Source organism: Alkalihalobacterium sp. TH-98, assembly GCF_057473385.1.
The window spans coordinates 216,891-234,664 of sequence record NZ_JBYCKM010000045.1; the positions used below are offsets into that span (position 1 = coordinate 216,891).

At 37.2% G+C, this 17,774-nt stretch carries 15 protein-coding genes; 10 read left to right on the forward strand and 5 right to left on the reverse strand.

Annotation, left to right across the window (positions count from 1 at the left end):
* Nucleotides 1-150 precede the first annotated feature (150 nt).
* On the reverse strand, nucleotides 151-687 hold the full coding sequence (locus AC2VNP_RS16685; protein WP_486918419.1) for an HD domain-containing protein: 537 nt from the start codon (nucleotides 685-687) through the stop codon (nucleotides 151-153).
* A 214-nt stretch (nucleotides 688-901) separates the two neighbouring features.
* Between AC2VNP_RS16685 and AC2VNP_RS16690 the strand changes: the two genes are divergently transcribed.
* Nucleotides 902-1,132: an excisionase family DNA-binding protein gene (locus tag AC2VNP_RS16690; RefSeq protein ID WP_486918420.1), complete on the forward strand. Its 231-nt coding sequence runs from the start codon at nucleotides 902-904 to the stop codon at nucleotides 1,130-1,132.
* A gap of 58 nt (nucleotides 1,133-1,190) precedes the next feature.
* A complete protein-coding gene (locus AC2VNP_RS16695) occupies nucleotides 1,191-2,402 on the forward strand; it encodes a putative glycoside hydrolase (RefSeq protein WP_486918421.1) in 1,212 nt (403 codons plus the stop codon).
* Between the two features lie 205 nt (nucleotides 2,403-2,607).
* Here AC2VNP_RS16695 and AC2VNP_RS16700 read toward each other — a convergent pair whose 3' ends face one another.
* Nucleotides 2,608-2,787: a hypothetical protein gene (locus tag AC2VNP_RS16700; protein ID WP_486918422.1), complete on the reverse strand. Its 180-nt coding sequence runs from the start codon at nucleotides 2,785-2,787 to the stop codon at nucleotides 2,608-2,610.
* 301 nt (nucleotides 2,788-3,088) lie between these two features.
* Here AC2VNP_RS16700 and AC2VNP_RS16705 point away from each other — a divergent pair, with 301 nt between their 5' ends.
* Entirely contained in the window at nucleotides 3,089-3,658 is a 570-nt protein-coding gene (locus AC2VNP_RS16705) for a GNAT family N-acetyltransferase (protein WP_486918423.1), read from the forward strand.
* 25 nt (nucleotides 3,659-3,683) lie between these two features.
* Complete coding sequence (locus tag AC2VNP_RS16710; protein WP_486918424.1) at nucleotides 3,684-3,812, forward strand: hypothetical protein; 129 nt, start codon at nucleotides 3,684-3,686, stop codon at nucleotides 3,810-3,812.
* A gap of 190 nt (nucleotides 3,813-4,002) precedes the next feature.
* Here the strand turns inward: AC2VNP_RS16710 and AC2VNP_RS16715 are convergent, their stop codons facing one another.
* Both AC2VNP_RS16715 and AC2VNP_RS16720 read right to left on the reverse strand, forming a co-directional pair.
* Nucleotides 4,003-7,071, reverse strand: a complete 3,069-nt coding sequence (locus AC2VNP_RS16715) for an efflux RND transporter permease subunit (protein ID WP_486918425.1) — start codon at nucleotides 7,069-7,071, stop codon at nucleotides 4,003-4,005.
* 8 nt (nucleotides 7,072-7,079) lie between these two features.
* Nucleotides 7,080-8,306 (reverse strand): efflux RND transporter periplasmic adaptor subunit, encoded by a 1,227-nt coding sequence (locus tag AC2VNP_RS16720; protein ID WP_486918426.1) that lies wholly within the window; start codon nucleotides 8,304-8,306, stop codon nucleotides 7,080-7,082.
* Nucleotides 8,307-8,684: 378 nt separating this feature from the next.
* Here AC2VNP_RS16720 and spxA point away from each other — a divergent pair, with 378 nt between their 5' ends.
* Entirely contained in the window at nucleotides 8,685-9,080 is a 396-nt protein-coding gene (spxA, locus tag AC2VNP_RS16725; RefSeq protein ID WP_486918427.1) for a transcriptional regulator SpxA, read from the forward strand.
* Between the two features lie 51 nt (nucleotides 9,081-9,131).
* Here spxA and AC2VNP_RS16730 read toward each other — a convergent pair whose 3' ends face one another.
* Nucleotides 9,132-9,809, reverse strand: a complete 678-nt coding sequence (locus tag AC2VNP_RS16730; RefSeq protein WP_486918428.1) for a TerC family protein — start codon at nucleotides 9,807-9,809, stop codon at nucleotides 9,132-9,134.
* A 374-nt stretch (nucleotides 9,810-10,183) separates the two neighbouring features.
* Here AC2VNP_RS16730 and mecA point away from each other — a divergent pair, with 374 nt between their 5' ends.
* The 5 genes from mecA (at nucleotide 10,184) to AC2VNP_RS16755 (ending at nucleotide 17,766) form a co-directional block, all read left to right on the forward strand.
* Nucleotides 10,184-10,879: an adaptor protein MecA gene (mecA, locus tag AC2VNP_RS16735; protein ID WP_486918429.1), complete on the forward strand. Its 696-nt coding sequence runs from the start codon at nucleotides 10,184-10,186 to the stop codon at nucleotides 10,877-10,879.
* A 281-nt stretch (nucleotides 10,880-11,160) separates the two neighbouring features.
* The gene (gene cls / locus AC2VNP_RS16740; RefSeq protein WP_486918430.1) at nucleotides 11,161-12,672 is read left to right on the forward strand and encodes a cardiolipin synthase; all 1,512 of its coding nucleotides are present in this window, start codon (nucleotides 11,161-11,163) and stop codon (nucleotides 12,670-12,672) included.
* A 115-nt stretch (nucleotides 12,673-12,787) separates the two neighbouring features.
* Entirely contained in the window at nucleotides 12,788-13,966 is a 1,179-nt protein-coding gene (locus tag AC2VNP_RS16745; RefSeq protein WP_486918431.1) for a competence protein CoiA, read from the forward strand.
* 133 nt (nucleotides 13,967-14,099) lie between these two features.
* Nucleotides 14,100-15,914, forward strand: coding sequence for an oligoendopeptidase F (gene pepF, locus AC2VNP_RS16750; RefSeq protein WP_486918432.1), 1,815 nt, complete (start codon nucleotides 14,100-14,102; stop codon nucleotides 15,912-15,914).
* A 112-nt stretch (nucleotides 15,915-16,026) separates the two neighbouring features.
* Nucleotides 16,027-17,766 (forward strand): ABC transporter ATP-binding protein, encoded by a 1,740-nt coding sequence (locus AC2VNP_RS16755; RefSeq protein ID WP_486918433.1) that lies wholly within the window; start codon nucleotides 16,027-16,029, stop codon nucleotides 17,764-17,766.
* The last annotated feature ends 8 nt before the right edge of the window (nucleotides 17,767-17,774 follow it).

A 17,774-nucleotide genomic window follows, 5' to 3' on the forward strand; every position in this document is an offset into this window, starting at 1 on the left:
TGAACCGAGTGGAAGACCACCGTAATGACGACTCATTAACCTTGAAAGGTCGCTACTCCCCTTTTTAGGGCATATGTGATTAAGTCCAATTTATCATACGATCCATTTCATCGTCAATAAAAAATCTTTGGCTTAGCCACCAAAGATTTTTCAGACAGACTTCCTATATAAGTGCTCAGCAATATGTGCATCAACTAAAGCATCTAAATGCTTAATTTGTTGTAAAGCTTTTTCATTACTAATTTGCCGATAATGATGTTCTCCATTTGGTTCCTCATCTATTTCATCCGCAATTGCTACAACTTTTTGTAAATTATTTCGCTCCAGTTGTCCATCAGGCAGATACGAGTCCGTATGAAGGAGTACAGCTAAAGCAATCTGCTTTGCTTTTCGGGGATCTTCACCGAGTCGAACTAACAATTTATGAGCTCGCTCTGCACCTTTAATAGCGTGAATATCATTTTCTTTATAAAGTTCAAAGTCCCATTCACCATCTTTATACCATGTGTAGTGTCCGATATCATGAAGAAAGGCAGCTTTCGTTGCTAAGTCGGGATTAACATCATATTTTATTGAAAGCTTGAGGGCATTATATGCAGTTGCAATTGCATGTGCTAAACCAGAACGCTTTACATACTTTTGAGTTATAGGATGACTATAAATTTCCAGTAGTGTAACATTTCTCATTTTACTTTCCCTCCTCATGGTTAGATCTTCTCTTACATTTTCAAGGTATTTTTTCTATTATATTGAGGAAGGACTCATTTTGCAACCATAAATTGTTTATAGGACAAAAAAACAAGCTATACCACAAAATGCATCATTAGTTCTATTATGGTAGTTCTTTTTGTCATGGTCATCCTGTATGATTAAGGATATAATTTCCTTGGAGGAGATATTTATGTATATTTCAGTAAAAGAACTTGCAGAATATTTAAGCTTACCCGATGAGTATTTAATTGAACAGATTCGGAAAGGGAATGTAAAAGCTATCTTTGACGGACAACAGTATCTAGTGAATAAAGACCAATTCGAATGGCATAAACAGCAACTGGAATTAAAGTTTGAGGAGTTGCGAAGAGAAGCATTGGAAGAAATCCCAGAAGATATTGATGTTAAAGACGAGGATTGAGACATACATATAAAAAAAGGACAAATCCTAACTGTAAAGGCATGAAAGGCGTGAGAAGATGGGGAAAAAAATATTAAAGCTACTTTTTATTAATATGGTTGTTTTTTCATTTTTTGTAACTGTACAAGAGGTACACGCTGAAGGGAACGAGGGTAAATCGGTTCAAGATCATTCGGTAAAGGAAATCGTAAAAAAAGATTTGGCATTTCCAGACCGTATGGCACGCTTTGTCTTTGATTCAGGTTTTACGTTCAAATATCCTGACGCTGTTAGAGGAATATATGTGACTGGAAATTCAGCAGGTGGCGAGAGGATGACCAGTTTATTGGAATTAATTGATTCCACTGAACTGAATGCAATGGTTATCGATATTAAAGATGATCATGGGTATTTAACTTATAAACCTGAAGATGACTCACCGTTTTATAACATTTCACAAAACTATATTAAAAACACAGAAGATCTAATGAAAACATTGGAAGAAAGGGAAATCTATCCAATCGCTCGAATTGTTGTTTTTAAAGACACTGTATTGGCAGAAAAGAAACCGGAGTTATCTTTTAAGACTGCTGACGGAAAAGTATGGAAAAACCGTCGTGGTGAAGCGTTTGTTAATCCGTTTTTAAAAGAAGTGTGGGATTATAATGTAGCAATCGCTGAAAAAGCAGCAAAGATGGGCTTCAAAGAAATTCAATTTGATTATGTCCGCTTTCCTGAAGGATTTGAACGCCGAGATGAGGAGTTAAAATATAGTGTCGGAGAATATGAAGGTGGGGACGGAGATAACGTACAAAAGCGAGTAACTGCAGTAGCAGATTTTGTTGCCTACGCGAGGGAACAATTAGCACCATACGATGTTGACGTATCTGTTGATATCTTTGGCTATGCAGCGACAATTCCCGAAGCTCCAGGCATTGGGCAGAACTTTTTGAAGATATCTGAAAATGTTGATGTTATTTCTTCAATGATTTATCCAAGTCACTGGACCTCGTATTTTGGAATTGATAAGCCTGATCTATATCCATACGAGCTCGTTGACGCCTATGCAAAAGTTGAAAATGAATTATTAGGCCAATTAGACACGCCTCCTGTATCAAGGCCATGGATCCAAGATTTTACTGCTAGCTGGTTAGGAGCAGGCAATTATAAAAGCTACGGCAAAGACGAAGTTGAAGCACAGATCAAAGCATTGAAAGACAATGGGATTAACGAATATCTTTTGTGGAATGCAAGTAATCGTTACACGCCAGGTGTCAATTATACTCCATAAATAAAAGGGTGACCGAAATGGTTTCGGTCACCCTTTTACACGAGCGTTTCCACTTTTCTCAGTCTAGTTCCAGCGGCCATCGGCTAGTGGACTTCGCTCTCCTCCTTACGATAAGTCAACATCGGCTCCTTGCGTCACCGTGTATCCTTTATCTCATACGGAGGGCTCCAGTCCATACGTCGCTAAACGGCCACCTCCACTTTTCCTACCTACCGCCGACTTTTTTCCAACCGGATTGGATGCTTGACGATTTTGTTTTGAATTTGTCGACATTTCCTCGTCCAAATACTTTCATTCCAAATACGTTTGTAATAGTACCCATTAACGCAGTTAAACCGATGATACAAAGTGCAAGTAAAATAAAGTCGATAACTAAGTTAGCCATCTTCCATCCTCCTATTGATGATTCCTCTTACCATTTATTGTACAGAAGGTAAGCGAAAAATGAAAGGGATTTCAAAAAAGGAGATCGCTTTAATTGTTCAGTTCGTTAATGTACTAACAAAAAGGGAAAGATTGCTAACATCTGCGAGGAAATGAAGGGATTTATATAAGAAAGAGAAGAGAGACCTGATAATGATAAAATATTATTAAATGTTGGCAATAACCTCCTGTTAGTACCGTTTATCGTTGTAACATTCTTGCATATAATAAAGAGACTAAAGACAAATGGAGGTCATAGTCAAGTGAATTGGTATGAAAAACTAAATCAGTACTTTCCAATTGAAGAAATGAAATCAAAGGAACACATGGAGTTGCTACTAGCCGAAAAATCGGATATTTATTTTAAAGATGAGAGTAAAGAACACGTTCTCATGTATGTTGAAATGGAAGATTTTGTTTTTATCGACTACTTGTTCGTGTCTAAAGATGCAAGGGGAAAAGGGACAGGAAAAAAATTAATTGATAAATTGAAAAAGAAAGGAAAACCGATTATTCTTGAAGTAGAACCAATTGATTATGAAGATACAGATACACAAAAAAGACAGCGGTTCTATGCAAGAGAAGGTTTTAAACATGCTGAATCCATTGGTTATCGTCGACGTTCACTTGCAACAAACGAAATTAACGAACTTGAGATCCTATATTGGTCGCCAACGGATGAGTCGGAAGAAAGTATTTATGATAAAATGAAGAAAACGTATGAAACAATTCACACTTACAAAGATAAGCAATTGTATGGTCAGTCTTATAGTCCAGTCGATGATGTACTAACCTTTGATGAAGAGGTAGTTGAACAGCAAGAACAAATCTAATTTGCTATGTAAGGTGGTGAGAACGATGAAGGGGAGAGAGAAGAGCAAAAGAAGAAAGCGTGAACTAATAAAAGAAATGCTCCGGAAAAAATTAAGGAACTTAAGAGAAGCTCCAAAGCGTAGACCCGCCACCAATACGAAAACAATTGCATAGTAAAGTATTTAAGCAGACTCAATACATGTTGTTGAGATCTGCTTTTTTTTCTAGCCTCTTTTCTAAAATAATTTTGGCTGTAAACTATTGGACCGTTAATCAATGCAAAAGCTTCGTTCTTACACTATAACGTAAAGAAAGACAGAAGCTTTTTAAAACGGTCCAACTGCTACAAAAAACTACTTACGTATTATGTTTGCATTTCTTGCTTTTTTAACTGCTTTTTTTGTTTTCTTAAGTCAAACGCGTAATAAATCACAGGAATTAAAATTAACGTTATAAACGTAGAAAAGCTTAGTCCAAATACGATGACGGTAGCCATTGGTTGCTGTATTTCGGTTCCTTCTCCAAAACCTAACGTCAGCGGTATGAGACCGAGTATCGTTGTTAAAGCCGTCATTAATATGGGGCGTAAGCGGGTAGGACCTGCTTCAACGATAGCATCAAAGCTTGAAAGGCCTTTTTGCTTTAAAGTATTAATGTAATCAATTAATACGATCGCGTTATTAACAACTATCCCGGTTAAGATTAAAATCCCGACTAAAGAACCTACACCGAATGGCTGAAAGGTTACTAATAGACCAAATACGATGCCAATGAGTGTCACCGGTACACTAAACATAATAATAAAAGGGTAGAACAGCGATTCAAAGCGAGCAGCCATTACCATATAGACTAAAACGACAGCTAGAGCGATGGCACCGGCTAACTTAAAGAAAGCATCATTCATTTGCTCGTTTTGTCCGCCGAAACTTATTCGATAGCCTGTAGGTAATAAAGGAGCAAGCTCTTCCTTTAGTACTTCTTGAATATCATTAACGACACTGCCCAAATCCCTGTTTAGTATAGACGCTGTTACCGTTACTTCACGAAGACGGTCAGCACGTCGAATGGTGCTTGGTCCTTGGTCTCTTGCAATGGTAGCTACTGCTTCAAGCGGAATCCGTTCACCTGTTGGAGTGTCAATCAGCAGTTGACTCAATTCTTCGACAGAAGCCGTATATCGTTCCTCGACGACGAGCCTTACATCCAGTTCATCTCCACCTCTTGCTAATCGTGTCGCTACCATCCCTCTCGTAGCATTATTTACGGCACTAGCAACTTGGGCACTGCCAACCCCGAAGTTAGCCGCTCGTTCTCTATCAACCGAAACGGTAATTTCAGGACTGCCAACAGTAAAGTTAGAAGACGGCTCTCTGACACCTTCAACCGTTGAAATTAAACGAATGACTTCGTTAGATAACTGATTTAATGTTTGTAAATCTCGACCCTTTACCGTAATGGAAATAGGATTTTCAGTAAATCCTGTATCACTTGCTGATACGGAAACTTCAGCACCAGGGATATCTTGTAGCAGATTTCGAATGTCCTCAGCGACAATTAAATCACTTTTTGCTCGTTTGTTAGGCTCTTTCAACAAAATACTATACGAGGCCCGGTTCGTTTGTGTACCTGCCCCAATCGTAAAATTATCAGTCCCGCCAACAGTAACATAGATTAAATCAATTTCTGGCAGTTCCTTAATTCGTTCTTCAATTTCGTTGGCTACTTCTTGAGTACTTTCAAGTGAACTTCCAGCTGGCAGTCGTGTGTCTATGCTTATAAAACTTTGATCTTGAGCAGGAAGAAATTCAGTTCCTATAAAAGGAATACCTGCAAGAGATATTGCAAATAAAGCAAAAGTACCAAATAGGACGGTTTTGGGACGCTTAAGAGACTTTGTTAAAACTTTTTTATAAAATGCAGACAACCTTTGGAACCCCTGCTGAAAAAATGACGAATCTTCATTGACCTTCATAAAAGTGGAGGATAGTAAAGGGACAATGATTAGAGCAGTAAATAAAGATGCAAATAGAGAAAAGGCAACCGTCAAAGCGAGTGGTTTAAATAATTGAGCCGCAAGCCCATCAACAAATATAATTGGTAAAAAGACGACAATAGTAGTGAGCGTGGACGCAATGATTGCACCACCAATTTCAGTCGTACCTTCAATGGCAGCATCTTTAATTGACAGGCCTTTTTGACGGAGCCGATAAATATTTTCCAAAATAACGATGGCATTGTCGACCATCATCCCTACGCCAAGTGCGAGTCCCCCGAGTGTTAGGACATTTAAGGTTTGACCACTAAAATACATAAATAAGAAAGTTGTGATAATTGATATTGGAATTGAAAATCCAATAATCATTGTACTCCGTAAATTACGTAAAAACAGGTAAAGAACGGTACCAGCTAAAATACTTCCGAGCACTATATTCCATGCGACAGCACGGATGGATTGTTCAATAAAACGACTTTGGTCAAATATTGTTCGAATTTCTACACCGTCTGGCAGAAGATCTTCTAATCCTTCTAATTGCCGGTTGATATTACGAGCAACAGCGACAGTGTTTGTTCCGGAAGCTTTTAGAACAGAAATTCCTACACTTGGTTGTCCATTTAAATAACTTGCTTGAGTCGTTGGCTTCAAAGTTTCAACGACATGAACGATATCGGATAATGGTAATATTCCTTCTCTGGTTGGGACTGGCAGCGACTTTATATCGTAGATTGAAGTAAATTGCCCTGTTATTCGAATAGGTAAATTCAAGTTAAAATCTTGAAGCTGCCCACCAGGAAGGTTTAAATTTTCACTAGCAATGATTTGTTGTAGTTCAGTTAAAGTTAATCCGTACGCGGTTAAGCGATTAGGGTCAACATGAAGTTGAATTTCTTGTTCAGCCCCACCTTCAATTTGAACCGAAGCGACTCCATCCACTGAGTCCAACAGCGGACTAATATCATTTTCAGCTAATTTTCTAGCTTCAATAATATTTCCATCTGGTGCACTTACAGCTAGCTGCACAATGGGGAGGAGGCTTGGGTCAAAACGAAGTACTTGTGGAGTTGGCACTTCATTTGGCAATCCTTCTCGAATCATATCTATCCGTTCACGCATATTAAGAGTAGCAAAATCCATATCCGTCCCCCAATCGAAGGCGACCAGAATTAGAGCCCCACCCGTCCTTGATGTAGAAGAAACAGACTCTACCCTAGGCAGGCTAGACATCATTTCTTCGATAGGTTGTGTAATAAGTTGTTCAATTTCTTCAGGCCCCGCACCTTCATAGGAGGCTGTGACGGCAACGATAGGAAAACTAAGCTCAGGAAATAAGTCTACAGATAAATCCCGTAATGAAACGATGCCCAGTATGAGGACTAGGCAAATAACCATTCCCATCGCAACGGGTCTTAGAACAGATAGTTTCGCAATCTTCATAGTGTGTTTCACTCGTTTCGTATCGTAATTTGTGCACCTTCCGTAAGACGCTCTTTTCCAGTCGTTACGACGGTATCATTAACTTTAATTCCTTCAAGAACTTCAATAAGATTGCCTTCCCTTGAACCTAATTCAACGGATTGTCTGACAACAGTAGCATCATTAACTTTAAAAACAAAGGCTTCATTGTCCTCATACAAAATACTATCTATCGGAATGACAATCGCTTCATCAATCGTTCCTAAATCAACGACTCCAGTCGTACGCATGCCGCCTTTAATGATACGTTCAGGATTATCTATTTCTGCTTCTACAGTAAAAGTATTGGTTTGTAGATTAACAACAGGAGAAACGGTTGTAATTAAATTCTTATAGGCTTGGTTTATCCCATTAATTGTTATGGATACATCCATACCGGGTTGGATCTTTGAAATTTGAAAGCTGTTTGCAGAAAAAGTAGCCACAACAGGATCCAAATTAACAATGACAGCTAGTGGAGCGTTAGGTACTGCCATTTGACCAACGGTTACATCCATTTGTGCAATTACACCAGAAATGGGTGCGTGAAGTTTTGTGGCTTGTACACCTTGTTCAGCTTGCTTTACATTATGTTTAGCCGTTTCCAATTGAATTTCTAATTCAGTCGTATTAATTCGCGGAACTTGTTGTATTGTGCCAGCTGCTTGAGAAAGTTCAGCCTGTTTAAGACTCAGTTCAAGTGAATTGCGAATAAATTCAAGTAATGCTACATCCGCATTTTCTTCATCAAGGTTTTCAATCACGCTTCTCGTAGCATTTAAAGATTGTTCAAGTTCTTGTTGAAGGGCTTGAAGTCTTTGTGCTTCGTTTTGAGCAGTGCGATTTAACTCATTGGCCTGATTAAGAGCTTTTTCAAGTTCAGTTACTGCTTTTTTAGCTTGACTCACTTGTTCTCTTGCCAATTCTGCATCTAGGGTAATTAATAAATCACCTTTGTTAACTTCTTCACCTACTTTTTTATGTACTTCTTTCACTTCAAGAGGTGCAACTGTGAATAGCGTGACCTGTTCTTTCGGTAATATTTGACCATTTAATTCTAGAGACTGACGTATTTTTGATTGCTTAGCTTGATCAACAGAAACTAATAATGATTGTCTTTCTGCACTATCACTCGTAATATCATCTGTTGCGCACCCTGTAAATAATAGTAGTAGAAAAAAAATTAAAGCGAACTTAAATTGCCTCGTTCTATACACGACAGTCACTCCTAATACTTGATCTTAACAACCATTTTAAAATATTTATATAATTCAAATTACTATATATTGTTAGACTGAATAAACTAGAATACTTTAATATGATGTGACAATCATGTGACAACTATGTTATTTTCATGTCATTTTTATATAAATGAAGGAAGCTTGGTTAAAAAAAGGGAAGTTTATTCTTGAAGACAGGAGGGAAAAGACTTTTGTAAAGAGGGATGTTTCTAACGTGAGCATGTTGTATAATTTGTGTTCATAATATTTTCAATAGGGGTATTCAAATTAGAATTATTATTGTATAATGCTTTATGTAAGGAAAAATTTATTGTAATGATGTTGATATACATTGTTGAAGGGAGATGTCCATTTATGGTAACCCTATTAACATCACCGAGTTGTACATCTTGTAGAAAAGCGAAAGCTTGGTTAGAAGAACATAATATTCCGTTTCAGGAAAGAAATATTTTTGCTGCACCGTTAACTGTGGATGAAGTAAAAGAGGTCGTTAGAATGACTGAGGACGGCACAGATGAAATCATTTCTACTCGTTCAAAGGTTTTTCAAGATCTTGATGTTGAGCTAGAAGCTTTGCCGCTACAAACTTTATTTAAGTTAATTAGTGAAAACCCAGGATTACTTCGTCGTCCAATTATCTTTGATGATAAAAGATTACAAGTTGGATATAACGAGGCAGAAATTCGTCGCTTCTTACCAAGAAAAGTAAGAACATTCCATTTGATGGAAGCACAAAAGATGGTCAACTAAATGTAAAAAGAGGCTGATAGATCGTTCAGCCTCTTTTTGTATTCTTTTTCGTTAGTATCTAGTTGAGAAATTGGTAAGAAAACCGTGTCGTTTAAAATAACCAGCAAGAAGTACGCCGATAATAACAGATAGTTGAAAAATAACAGTAATGATAGGGTGACTTTCAAATAATGGAGCTAGTTTTTCCTCGTGGGTAATCATTCTGCCGGCAGTAAATGCAAGGATCCCTGCACCAATATATATCACGAATGGAAACCGTTCAAAAATGACCAGGATGAGCTTGCTGCCTAAAATAATTATCGGTACTGAAATGATTAATCCAAGAATAACAAGAGAGGGATAGCCATGTGCTGCACCAGCAACAGCAATTACATTGTCTACACCCATAATAAAATCAGCAATAATAATTGCTTTTATGGCACTTAATATACTCGTCCCGCTATGTACATTATGTTCGTTATTCATTTGTGAAATCAGATCGTATGCAATATAAATTAATAATGCTCCACCGATAGCCAATAACAATGGTACTTTTAGAAGTTGAACGGCAACTAGGGTTAAGGCTATACGAATAACTAAAGCAAGTCCTATTCCTAGTACAATCGCTTTGTTTCGTTGCTCTTTTGGAAGATTTCTACAAGCTAGAGCAACAACGATGGCGTTATCTCCACCTAAAATAATATCGATACCAATTATAGTTAAGAGAGAAATTAAAAAATCAATATCCATTTAAATAATCATCCTTATCTGTTTCATTGACAAAACAAACCGTAATCACTCATAATAAATAGTTAATACTAAGCATAGCCTGATATTAAGGTTAGAAGGTTGTCTTATTGCTAGTCTATACGTCATAGTTGAAGTTCAGAACATAAATCTAAACGGGCTGACGTACAATTCTAAAAAAAAATAAAATTGTCCCGTTTTTAATTTCCAATTCCGTTGATTTTGTCATACAATAGAAGTAATATAGATAAACTCTAACTTACAATACACCCTCAATGAGTAGTTGAAATTTAGTTAGGATTACGTCGTTTGGTAGCTATGAATATCAATCAGAAGGAACTCTTCTATTGATTGATAATGTCTGGAGGGAGAGAGTTATGGAAATCGAAAGAGTAAATGAATCGACGATTAAATTTTATATTACGTATAAGGATATCGAGTCCCGTGGTTTCGATCGGGATGAAATTTGGTATAACAGAGAAAGAGGCGAAGAACTCTTTTTTGAAATGATGAGTGAGGCACATGATCGTGAAGAATTTGAGCTTGAAGGTCCGTTGTGGATCCAGGTACAAGCTTTAGATAAAGGGTTAGAGATTGTTGTGACTAGAGGTCAAATTTCAGATGGTCATGTAAAATTAGAAATTCCTTTTTCAAATGATAAAATGGCCGATATTCCAGTAGACCAAAACATAGTTGAAATGCTTGATGCCCAGTTTGGTAATGGAGAGTCTCAGGAAGGCTTTGAAGAAGATTATAATGAGCTGTTAGAACTCGTTATTGGCTTTGCAGATTTCGAAGACTTGATTGCTTTAAGTCATAGTTTTGTTCCTGAAGGAATGGAAAATGAACTTTATCATTACGATGGGAAATATTATCTTCATGTCCTATTTAACGACGAACGTTATGATGAGGATGAGCAAGATGATATGTTAAGTCAAATTCTAGAATTTGGCTATGAATCTGAAATTACGATTTATCGTATTCAAGAATACGGCAAGTTAGTTATGAAAGACTGTGCATTAACAACTGTACGTAACCACTTTAATTTAAACCACTCCCAAACTAAAGAGTGATCATAGTTTAGAGTTTAGTGAGGCCGACTCATAAGTGTCTTCTTTTCTCGCATATCATATTATAGGAATTTCCTTCTATGTATGACATGTGGTTAGATTGATACTTAATATAAGAGTCAGCCTCTTTTTTATCATCGGACTTGTTGATTATCGGTTGACTGTATAGCCAACGTCAAGATTAACTGAAAGTAATTACACAAAGGCTATGTAGTTATAGATGGGAAGTTTTTAAGCATTGATGTATGTCTCTCCAAATTGCAATTTCATTAAAGGAGAAAATTATGAAAACTAGGTTAAATGTTATTGCTTTTTTATTGTTACTTATTGGTGTTCTTTATTTGTTTAGAGATTACTGGGAAGGTTGGATTGTAGGGGCATTTAGTATTTTATTTTCTATGTCTGTCTTATTTATTGCAATTGTAATCTTTTTTGAAAACCGACACCCAACCAAGACGCTTACATGGTTAATGGTTTTAGGTGTATTTCCAGTTGTTGGTTTTTTCTTTTATCTTTTATTTGGTCAGAATTATCGCAAAAAGCGTTCCTTTATACAAAAGGCCATTCATGATGAACAAGCGTTTGAAAATATTGAAGGAAACCGACAAATTGATGAAGCCCGGCTCGAAAAAATGGGCGGACATCAACAATTGTTATTTCGATTAGCTCATCGGTTAGGAAATAATCCAATTTCTTTTTCTACGGAAACTAAAGTTTTAACCGATGGTAAAGAAACTTTCGCCCATATTTTACAAACATTGAAAATGGCTAAACAGCACATTCATCTCGTTTACTATATTGTACGACACGATGAGGTAGGGCAAGAAATAAAGGATGTATTAATTGCAAAGGCGAAAGAAGGAGTAAAGGTAAGATTTTTATATGATGCGGTTGGAAGTTGGAAGCTCTCCAAAAAATATATACAGGAGTTGCGGGAAGCCGGAGTAGAAATGCGCCCTTTTGCTCCAGTTAAATTGCCTTACTTCACTCATAAAATTAATTATCGTAACCATCGGAAAATTGTTGTCATTGATGGCCATGTTGGCTTTGTCGGAGGACTTAACATTGGTGATGAATATTTAGGAAGAGATCAATATTTCGGGTATTGGCGAGATACGCATTTATATGTCAGAGGAGAAGCCGTACGAACACTTCAGCTTATTTTTTTAAAAGATTGGTATTATGTAACAAAGGAAGCTGTTCTTGATCCGGAGTATTTTTCACCTGTACTTGTTGAACGAAATGATGAAGGCGGCGTACAAATGATTGCCAGCGGTCCAGATACGCGCTGGGAAGTCATTAAAAAGTTGTTCTTCTCGATGATATCTTCTGCTAAAAAATCGATTTGGATTGCCTCACCATATTTTATACCAGATGATGATATTTTAAGTGCTTTAAAAATAGCAGCCTTAAGTGGTGTCGATGTTAGAATATTAGTACCAAATCGTCCTGATAAACGGATTGTGTTCTACGCATCTCGTTCGTACTTTCCTGAACTCCTTGAAGCAGGAGTAAAAATCTATGAGTATAACCGCGGCTTTATGCATAGTAAACTAATAATTGTAGATAATGAAATTGCTTCGATTGGAACAGCAAATATGGATATGCGAAGTTTTCACCTGAATTTTGAAGTCAATGCATATTTATATCGTACAAAAAGTGTGACAAAACTAGTAAGTGATTATATTTTTGATCTGGAGCACTCGAATCAAATGAATTTAGAACTGTTCAAGAAGCGGTCGGTTATACATCGATTGATGGAATCAACGTGTCGATTGTTAAGCCCACTGCTATAGAAGACTTTCTTTATTAAGAAAGTCTTTTATATTTGTAAAGTTTTATAAAGACAGGAGGAATTGAACATGAACAGTAGAAAGTAAAACTGACTTTAATTTTAAGGAGGAAAGGCTATTGCTCGTCGCATATACAGAAGATCGAAAACGAATTAGTTTAGTCCGAGGCTGGAAGAAGGAACAGTTAGAAAATCTTCGTCTCAATTACCGTTTTGTCTGTCCGGTCTGTAAGAAACCTGTGAGACTAAAGCTAGGTACGAAAAGAAGATGGCATTTTTCTCATTATGGAGAAGTAAAATGTTCAATTGAGTTAGAAGCTGAATCTGATTATCATTTGTCAGGTAAGGAACAACTTTATGACTGGATTCAGTCTCAACACATTCAAGCTTTACTTGAGCCCTATTTATCCTCTATTAATCAAAGGCCTGATATTTTCGTTCATTATGACGGACGATACTACGCGATCGAATATCAATGTTCACCTCTCCCTCTTACTACTTTTGAAAAAAGAACACATGGCTACTTACAACAAGATATAATCCCCATTTGGATTTTTGGCGGTAATCGCATCACACGTAAATCCTCATCACTCTTCTCACTATCTCCCATTGAATGGGCAGCACTACAGCCTCATGCTAAATTGAATAATTTTCTGCACTATTATTGTCCTGACACAAAGCAATTTTTGTCCTTAATGAACAGTAAGTCACTGTCATCCCAATCTACGTTATCTCATCTAGTTACAAGAAAAATCCGTGAAGTTCCTTTTCAAACGATACTTAAAGGCGAATTCTCACTGGAACAACCCTCGAACGAATTATGGCTCACGATTAAAAAGAAATGGCGCTATAGCGTTACACCTTATCCGACTGGCCCTCAGAAGTTTTTTCGTCAATACTGTTTACAACAAAAGATATCCCATTACCTATACCCAATCGAAGCCGGCTGGCCGACTAAAAATCATCAATGGATCGAGACTTCACCTCATATCTGGCAGACGTTGATCCTCATTCACCTTTCCACCTACGCAATTGAAACCCATTTTACTTTTAAAGATGTTTACCGCTTTATGAAAGAGTTAATAGAAAGAGGAGTATGCAGTACAAGAACACTGACCTATTTCGATGGGCATTATTCGTATGCGATTATGTCTTATTTGCAATTATTAATTCAGTGTGGTGTGATTAATAGAACAAACACGAAAGAATTTTTTAGAGTGAAAGATGTCCAATATCCGCATTCAATCGATGAAGCAATCGGTAGAGATGAAGCATTTGCAAACCGTTTCCTAAATTAATTAAATATTAATGTGTAAATAAAGGAATGTTATTATCTATATAGAACGTATATTAAGAAGAATGTAAATTATCCTTTTATAGTAGGTCCGCCTTTTTAAAAAGGAAATAGAGAGATACTGGAGGTATACGATTATGGCAAAAGCGACAAAATCACTGCCAAAACGTGAGGAAATTGCAAAAGAGTTAACTTGGGATTTAGAAGCCATTTTTGCAACAGATGGAGACTGGGAAACAGAATTTGCAAGAGTAAACAGTGACTTACCAAGGTTAGCTCAATACAAAGGAAAATTAGGAGATACAGCAGAACAATTGTATCAGGCATTGAAACAACAAGATGACATTTCAATGAGATTGCATCAGCTATATACATATGCACATATGCGTTATGACCAAGATACGACCAACTCTTTTTATCAAGGGCTAAATGATCGTGCGCAAGGGTTAGCTGCAAAAGCAGGTCAAACGGCATCATTTATGACGCCAGAGATTATGTCAATCCCAGAAGAAACGCTTAATCAATTTGTAGAAGAACATGAAGGGTTAAGACTATATAAGCAAGCATTAGAAGAATTAAATAAAAGCCGTCCGCACGTATTAACAGAGGCAGAAGAAGCTATTCTGGCTCAAGCAGCAGAAGCACTTAAAACACCAAGTTCTACGTTTGGTAGCTTAAACAATGCAGACCTTAAGTTCCCGACAGTTACGGACGAAAAAGGTGAAGAAATTGAAGTAACTCATGGACGCTTCATCCGCTTTTTAGAGTCACCTGATCAAAGAGTTAGAAGAGATGCTTTTAAAGCTGTATATGAAACGTATGATAAATTTAAAAACACATTTGCAAGTACGTTAAGCGGGCAAGTAAAGAAAGATATTTTTTACGCAAACGTACGTAAATATGAATCTGCCAGACAAGCGGCTCTTAGTAAAAACCATATTCCCGAAGTCGTGTATGATCAGTTAGTGTCAACAATCAATGATCACCTACATTTACTACATCGATACGTAGCATTACGTAAAAAGGTGTTAGGTGTAGAAGAGCTTCATATGTATGACCTGTATACACCACTCGTCAAAGACGTAAAGATGGAAATTCCTTATGAAGAAGCTAAAGAACTTGTTCTAAAAGGCGTTGCTCCTCTTGGAGAAGAATACGTAAACATCATAAAAGAAGGCTACGAGAAACGATGGATTGACGTAGAAGAGAATGTTGGTAAGCGGAGTGGTGCTTATTCTTCAGGTGCATACGGGACAATGCCGTACATCTTAATGAACTGGCAAGATAATGTGAACAATTTATTTACATTGGCCCATGAAATTGGACATTCTTGTCACAGCCACTACACAAGAGAAAATCAACCATATCCTTATGGAGATTATACGATTTTTGTTGCGGAAGTAGCCTCTACATTAAATGAAGCGTTACTAAACGACTATTTATTAAAAACGACAGATGATAAGAAGAAAAAGCTGTATCTGTTAAATCATTTCTTAGAAGGCTTTAGAGGTACTGTGTTCAGACAAACGATGTTCGCAGAATTTGAGCAATTAATTCACGAGAAATCCGCAGCGGGTGAGGCATTAACACCAGAATTATTAACAAAGACCTACTATGATTTGAACGTTAAGTACTTCGGTAATGAAATTATAATTGACGAAGAAATTGGCCTAGAGTGGGCACGCATCCCGCACTTCTATTACAATTTCTATGTGTACCAATATGCAACAGGTTACAGCGCAGCAACTGCGTTATCTAAACAGATTTTAGAAGAAGGACAGCCAGCCGTAGACCGCTATTTGGAATTCTTGAAAGCTGGAAGTTCTGATTATCCAATTCAAGTGCTGCAAAAAGCGGGAGTAGATATGACTTCTGCAGAGCCAATTAAACAAGCTTGTGCAGTCTTCGAACAAACATTAACAGAAATGGAAAAACTGCTTGAAAACGAATAATGAAATGGGGGAAGCTGATTTCACATGGGAGTCAGCTTTCCTTTTATTGATGTGGACAGAATAGATTTTAGAATGCATTGCAAAAAACGACCATTAAATAAGGTAGGTACATATGAAAAAGAGAGAATCAAAATTAGATTTTGCATCATTTTATAATCTTCTGAAAAAAAGTAATCCACCGACCCTTCTATTGACGTTTGCAATCATCATTAGTCTTATTGAAACGGCAGCAAGTCTAATTGTTCCGTTATTTACTCGAGATTTTGTGGATCAATTTTCAGTGGGTAACCTTGAAGGTACGATGATCGCATTATTAGTGGGGGCTTTCTTTTTGCAAGCCATTGCTGGTGGTGTATCTTACTATTTGTTAGCATATTCAGGACAAACGATTGTCGCTAATTTACGTCGGCGGCTCTGGAAACATATGCTTCATCTACCTATACCGTACTATGATAACCATCGAACAGGTGAAACGATCAGTCGAATAACGAATGATACCAATGTAGTCATGAGCTTAATTACGAGACATGTCGTAACTGCGATCTCTGGCTTTATTTCAATTATTGGGGCCGTTATTATCTTATTATTACTAGATTGGCGAATGACGGTAGTGATGTTGTCAGCTGTACCTGTTATGCTGCTCGTTATTATTCCGATTGGGAATAAGATGTATAAGATTGCAAAAGGGACTCAAAAAGAAATGGCTAACTTCACAAATGTCCTGTCTGAAGTACTGGCAGATATTCGTTTAATCAAAGCATACCGAGCAGAAGAAGGGGAGGAGAAAAAAGGAGAAGAGCGGATAAAAGGTCTTTTTCAATTCGGTATTAAAGAAGCCAAAATACAGGCTCTTCTAAGTCCTTTGATCATGTTAGCTTTAATGGGAATGTTAGTAGTGATTATTGGTTACGGTGGGGTAAGAGTTGCTAGCGGTGCATTATCCGCTGGCGATTTAGTTGCTTTTATCCTGTACCTATTTTTAATCATTATTCCTGTCAGTCAGTTTGCTAGTTTCTTTGCCGAATTGCAAAAAGCAATGGGGGCAACTGAAAGAATTCAAGGGATTTTAAAGCACGATTGTGAGGAGCTAACGATCGGGATGGAACTTGATGCAGGAAAGAAAGCCATTACTTTTGATGAAGTCCATTTTTCATATGAAACTAAAGAGGGTGTATTAAAAGGGGTATCATTGACGATTTCTCCAGGAAAGATCACAGCTATTGTTGGCCCGAGTGGAAGTGGAAAAACAACAATCTTTTCGATGATTGAACGGTTCTATAAGCCGAGTAAGGGTACGATATCATTTGAAGAAGAAAACATCGAAACGATCTCATTAAGTGACTGGAGAAGACAATTAGCCTATGTTTCTCAGGAAAGTCCACTTATGCCAGGTACGATTAAAGAAAATTTGATGTTAGGTATCGAACACGAAGTAACGGAAGAAGATCTAATTAATGCATTAGAACTCGCAAATTCCAAGGAGTTTATTATGGAGTTACCAGAAGGAATGAATACAGAAGTCGGGGAACGAGGGATTAAATTGTCAGGGGGACAACGTCAAAGGATTGCGATAGCCCGAGCGCTATTAAGGAAAGCACCGATTTTAATGTTGGATGAAGCAACATCTAGCTTAGATAGTAATTCGGAATTTGAAGTGCAGAAAGCATTAAAATATGCGATGAATGGAAGGACAACGATCGTGATTGCCCATCGACTTTCAACGGTAGTGAAAGCTGATCAAATTGTATTTCTTGAGCACGGCAAAGTAACAGGAACGGGTACTCATGAAGAATTAATGGGGAGTCACCCGTTATATAAGAAATTAGTAGAGCAACAATTTATCGCAAATTAACACAACGA

What these genes read in the sequence shown, in the direction of transcription:
- AC2VNP_RS16685 (WP_486918419.1), bottom strand. Translation starts at nt 687, where the DNA reads ATGAGAAATGTTACACTACTGGAAATTTATAGTCATCCTATAACTCAA.
- AC2VNP_RS16690 (WP_486918420.1), top strand. Translation starts at nt 902, where the DNA reads ATGTATATTTCAGTAAAAGAACTTGCAGAATATTTAAGCTTACCCGAT.
- AC2VNP_RS16695 (WP_486918421.1), top strand. Translation starts at nt 1,191, where the DNA reads ATGGGGAAAAAAATATTAAAGCTACTTTTTATTAATATGGTTGTTTTT.
- AC2VNP_RS16700 (WP_486918422.1), bottom strand. Translation starts at nt 2,787, where the DNA reads ATGGCTAACTTAGTTATCGACTTTATTTTACTTGCACTTTGTATCATC.
- AC2VNP_RS16710 (WP_486918424.1), top strand. Translation starts at nt 3,684, where the DNA reads ATGAAGGGGAGAGAGAAGAGCAAAAGAAGAAAGCGTGAACTAATAAAA.
- AC2VNP_RS16715 (WP_486918425.1), bottom strand. Translation starts at nt 7,071, where the DNA reads ATGAAGATTGCGAAACTATCTGTTCTAAGACCCGTTGCGATGGGAATG.
- spxA (WP_486918427.1), top strand. Translation starts at nt 8,685, where the DNA reads ATGGTAACCCTATTAACATCACCGAGTTGTACATCTTGTAGAAAAGCG.
- AC2VNP_RS16730 (WP_486918428.1), bottom strand. Translation starts at nt 9,809, where the DNA reads ATGGATATTGATTTTTTAATTTCTCTCTTAACTATAATTGGTATCGAT.
- mecA (WP_486918429.1), top strand. Translation starts at nt 10,184, where the DNA reads ATGGAAATCGAAAGAGTAAATGAATCGACGATTAAATTTTATATTACG.
- cls (WP_486918430.1), top strand. Translation starts at nt 11,161, where the DNA reads ATGAAAACTAGGTTAAATGTTATTGCTTTTTTATTGTTACTTATTGGT.
- pepF (WP_486918432.1), top strand. Translation starts at nt 14,100, where the DNA reads ATGGCAAAAGCGACAAAATCACTGCCAAAACGTGAGGAAATTGCAAAA.
- AC2VNP_RS16755 (WP_486918433.1), top strand. Translation starts at nt 16,027, where the DNA reads ATGAAAAAGAGAGAATCAAAATTAGATTTTGCATCATTTTATAATCTT.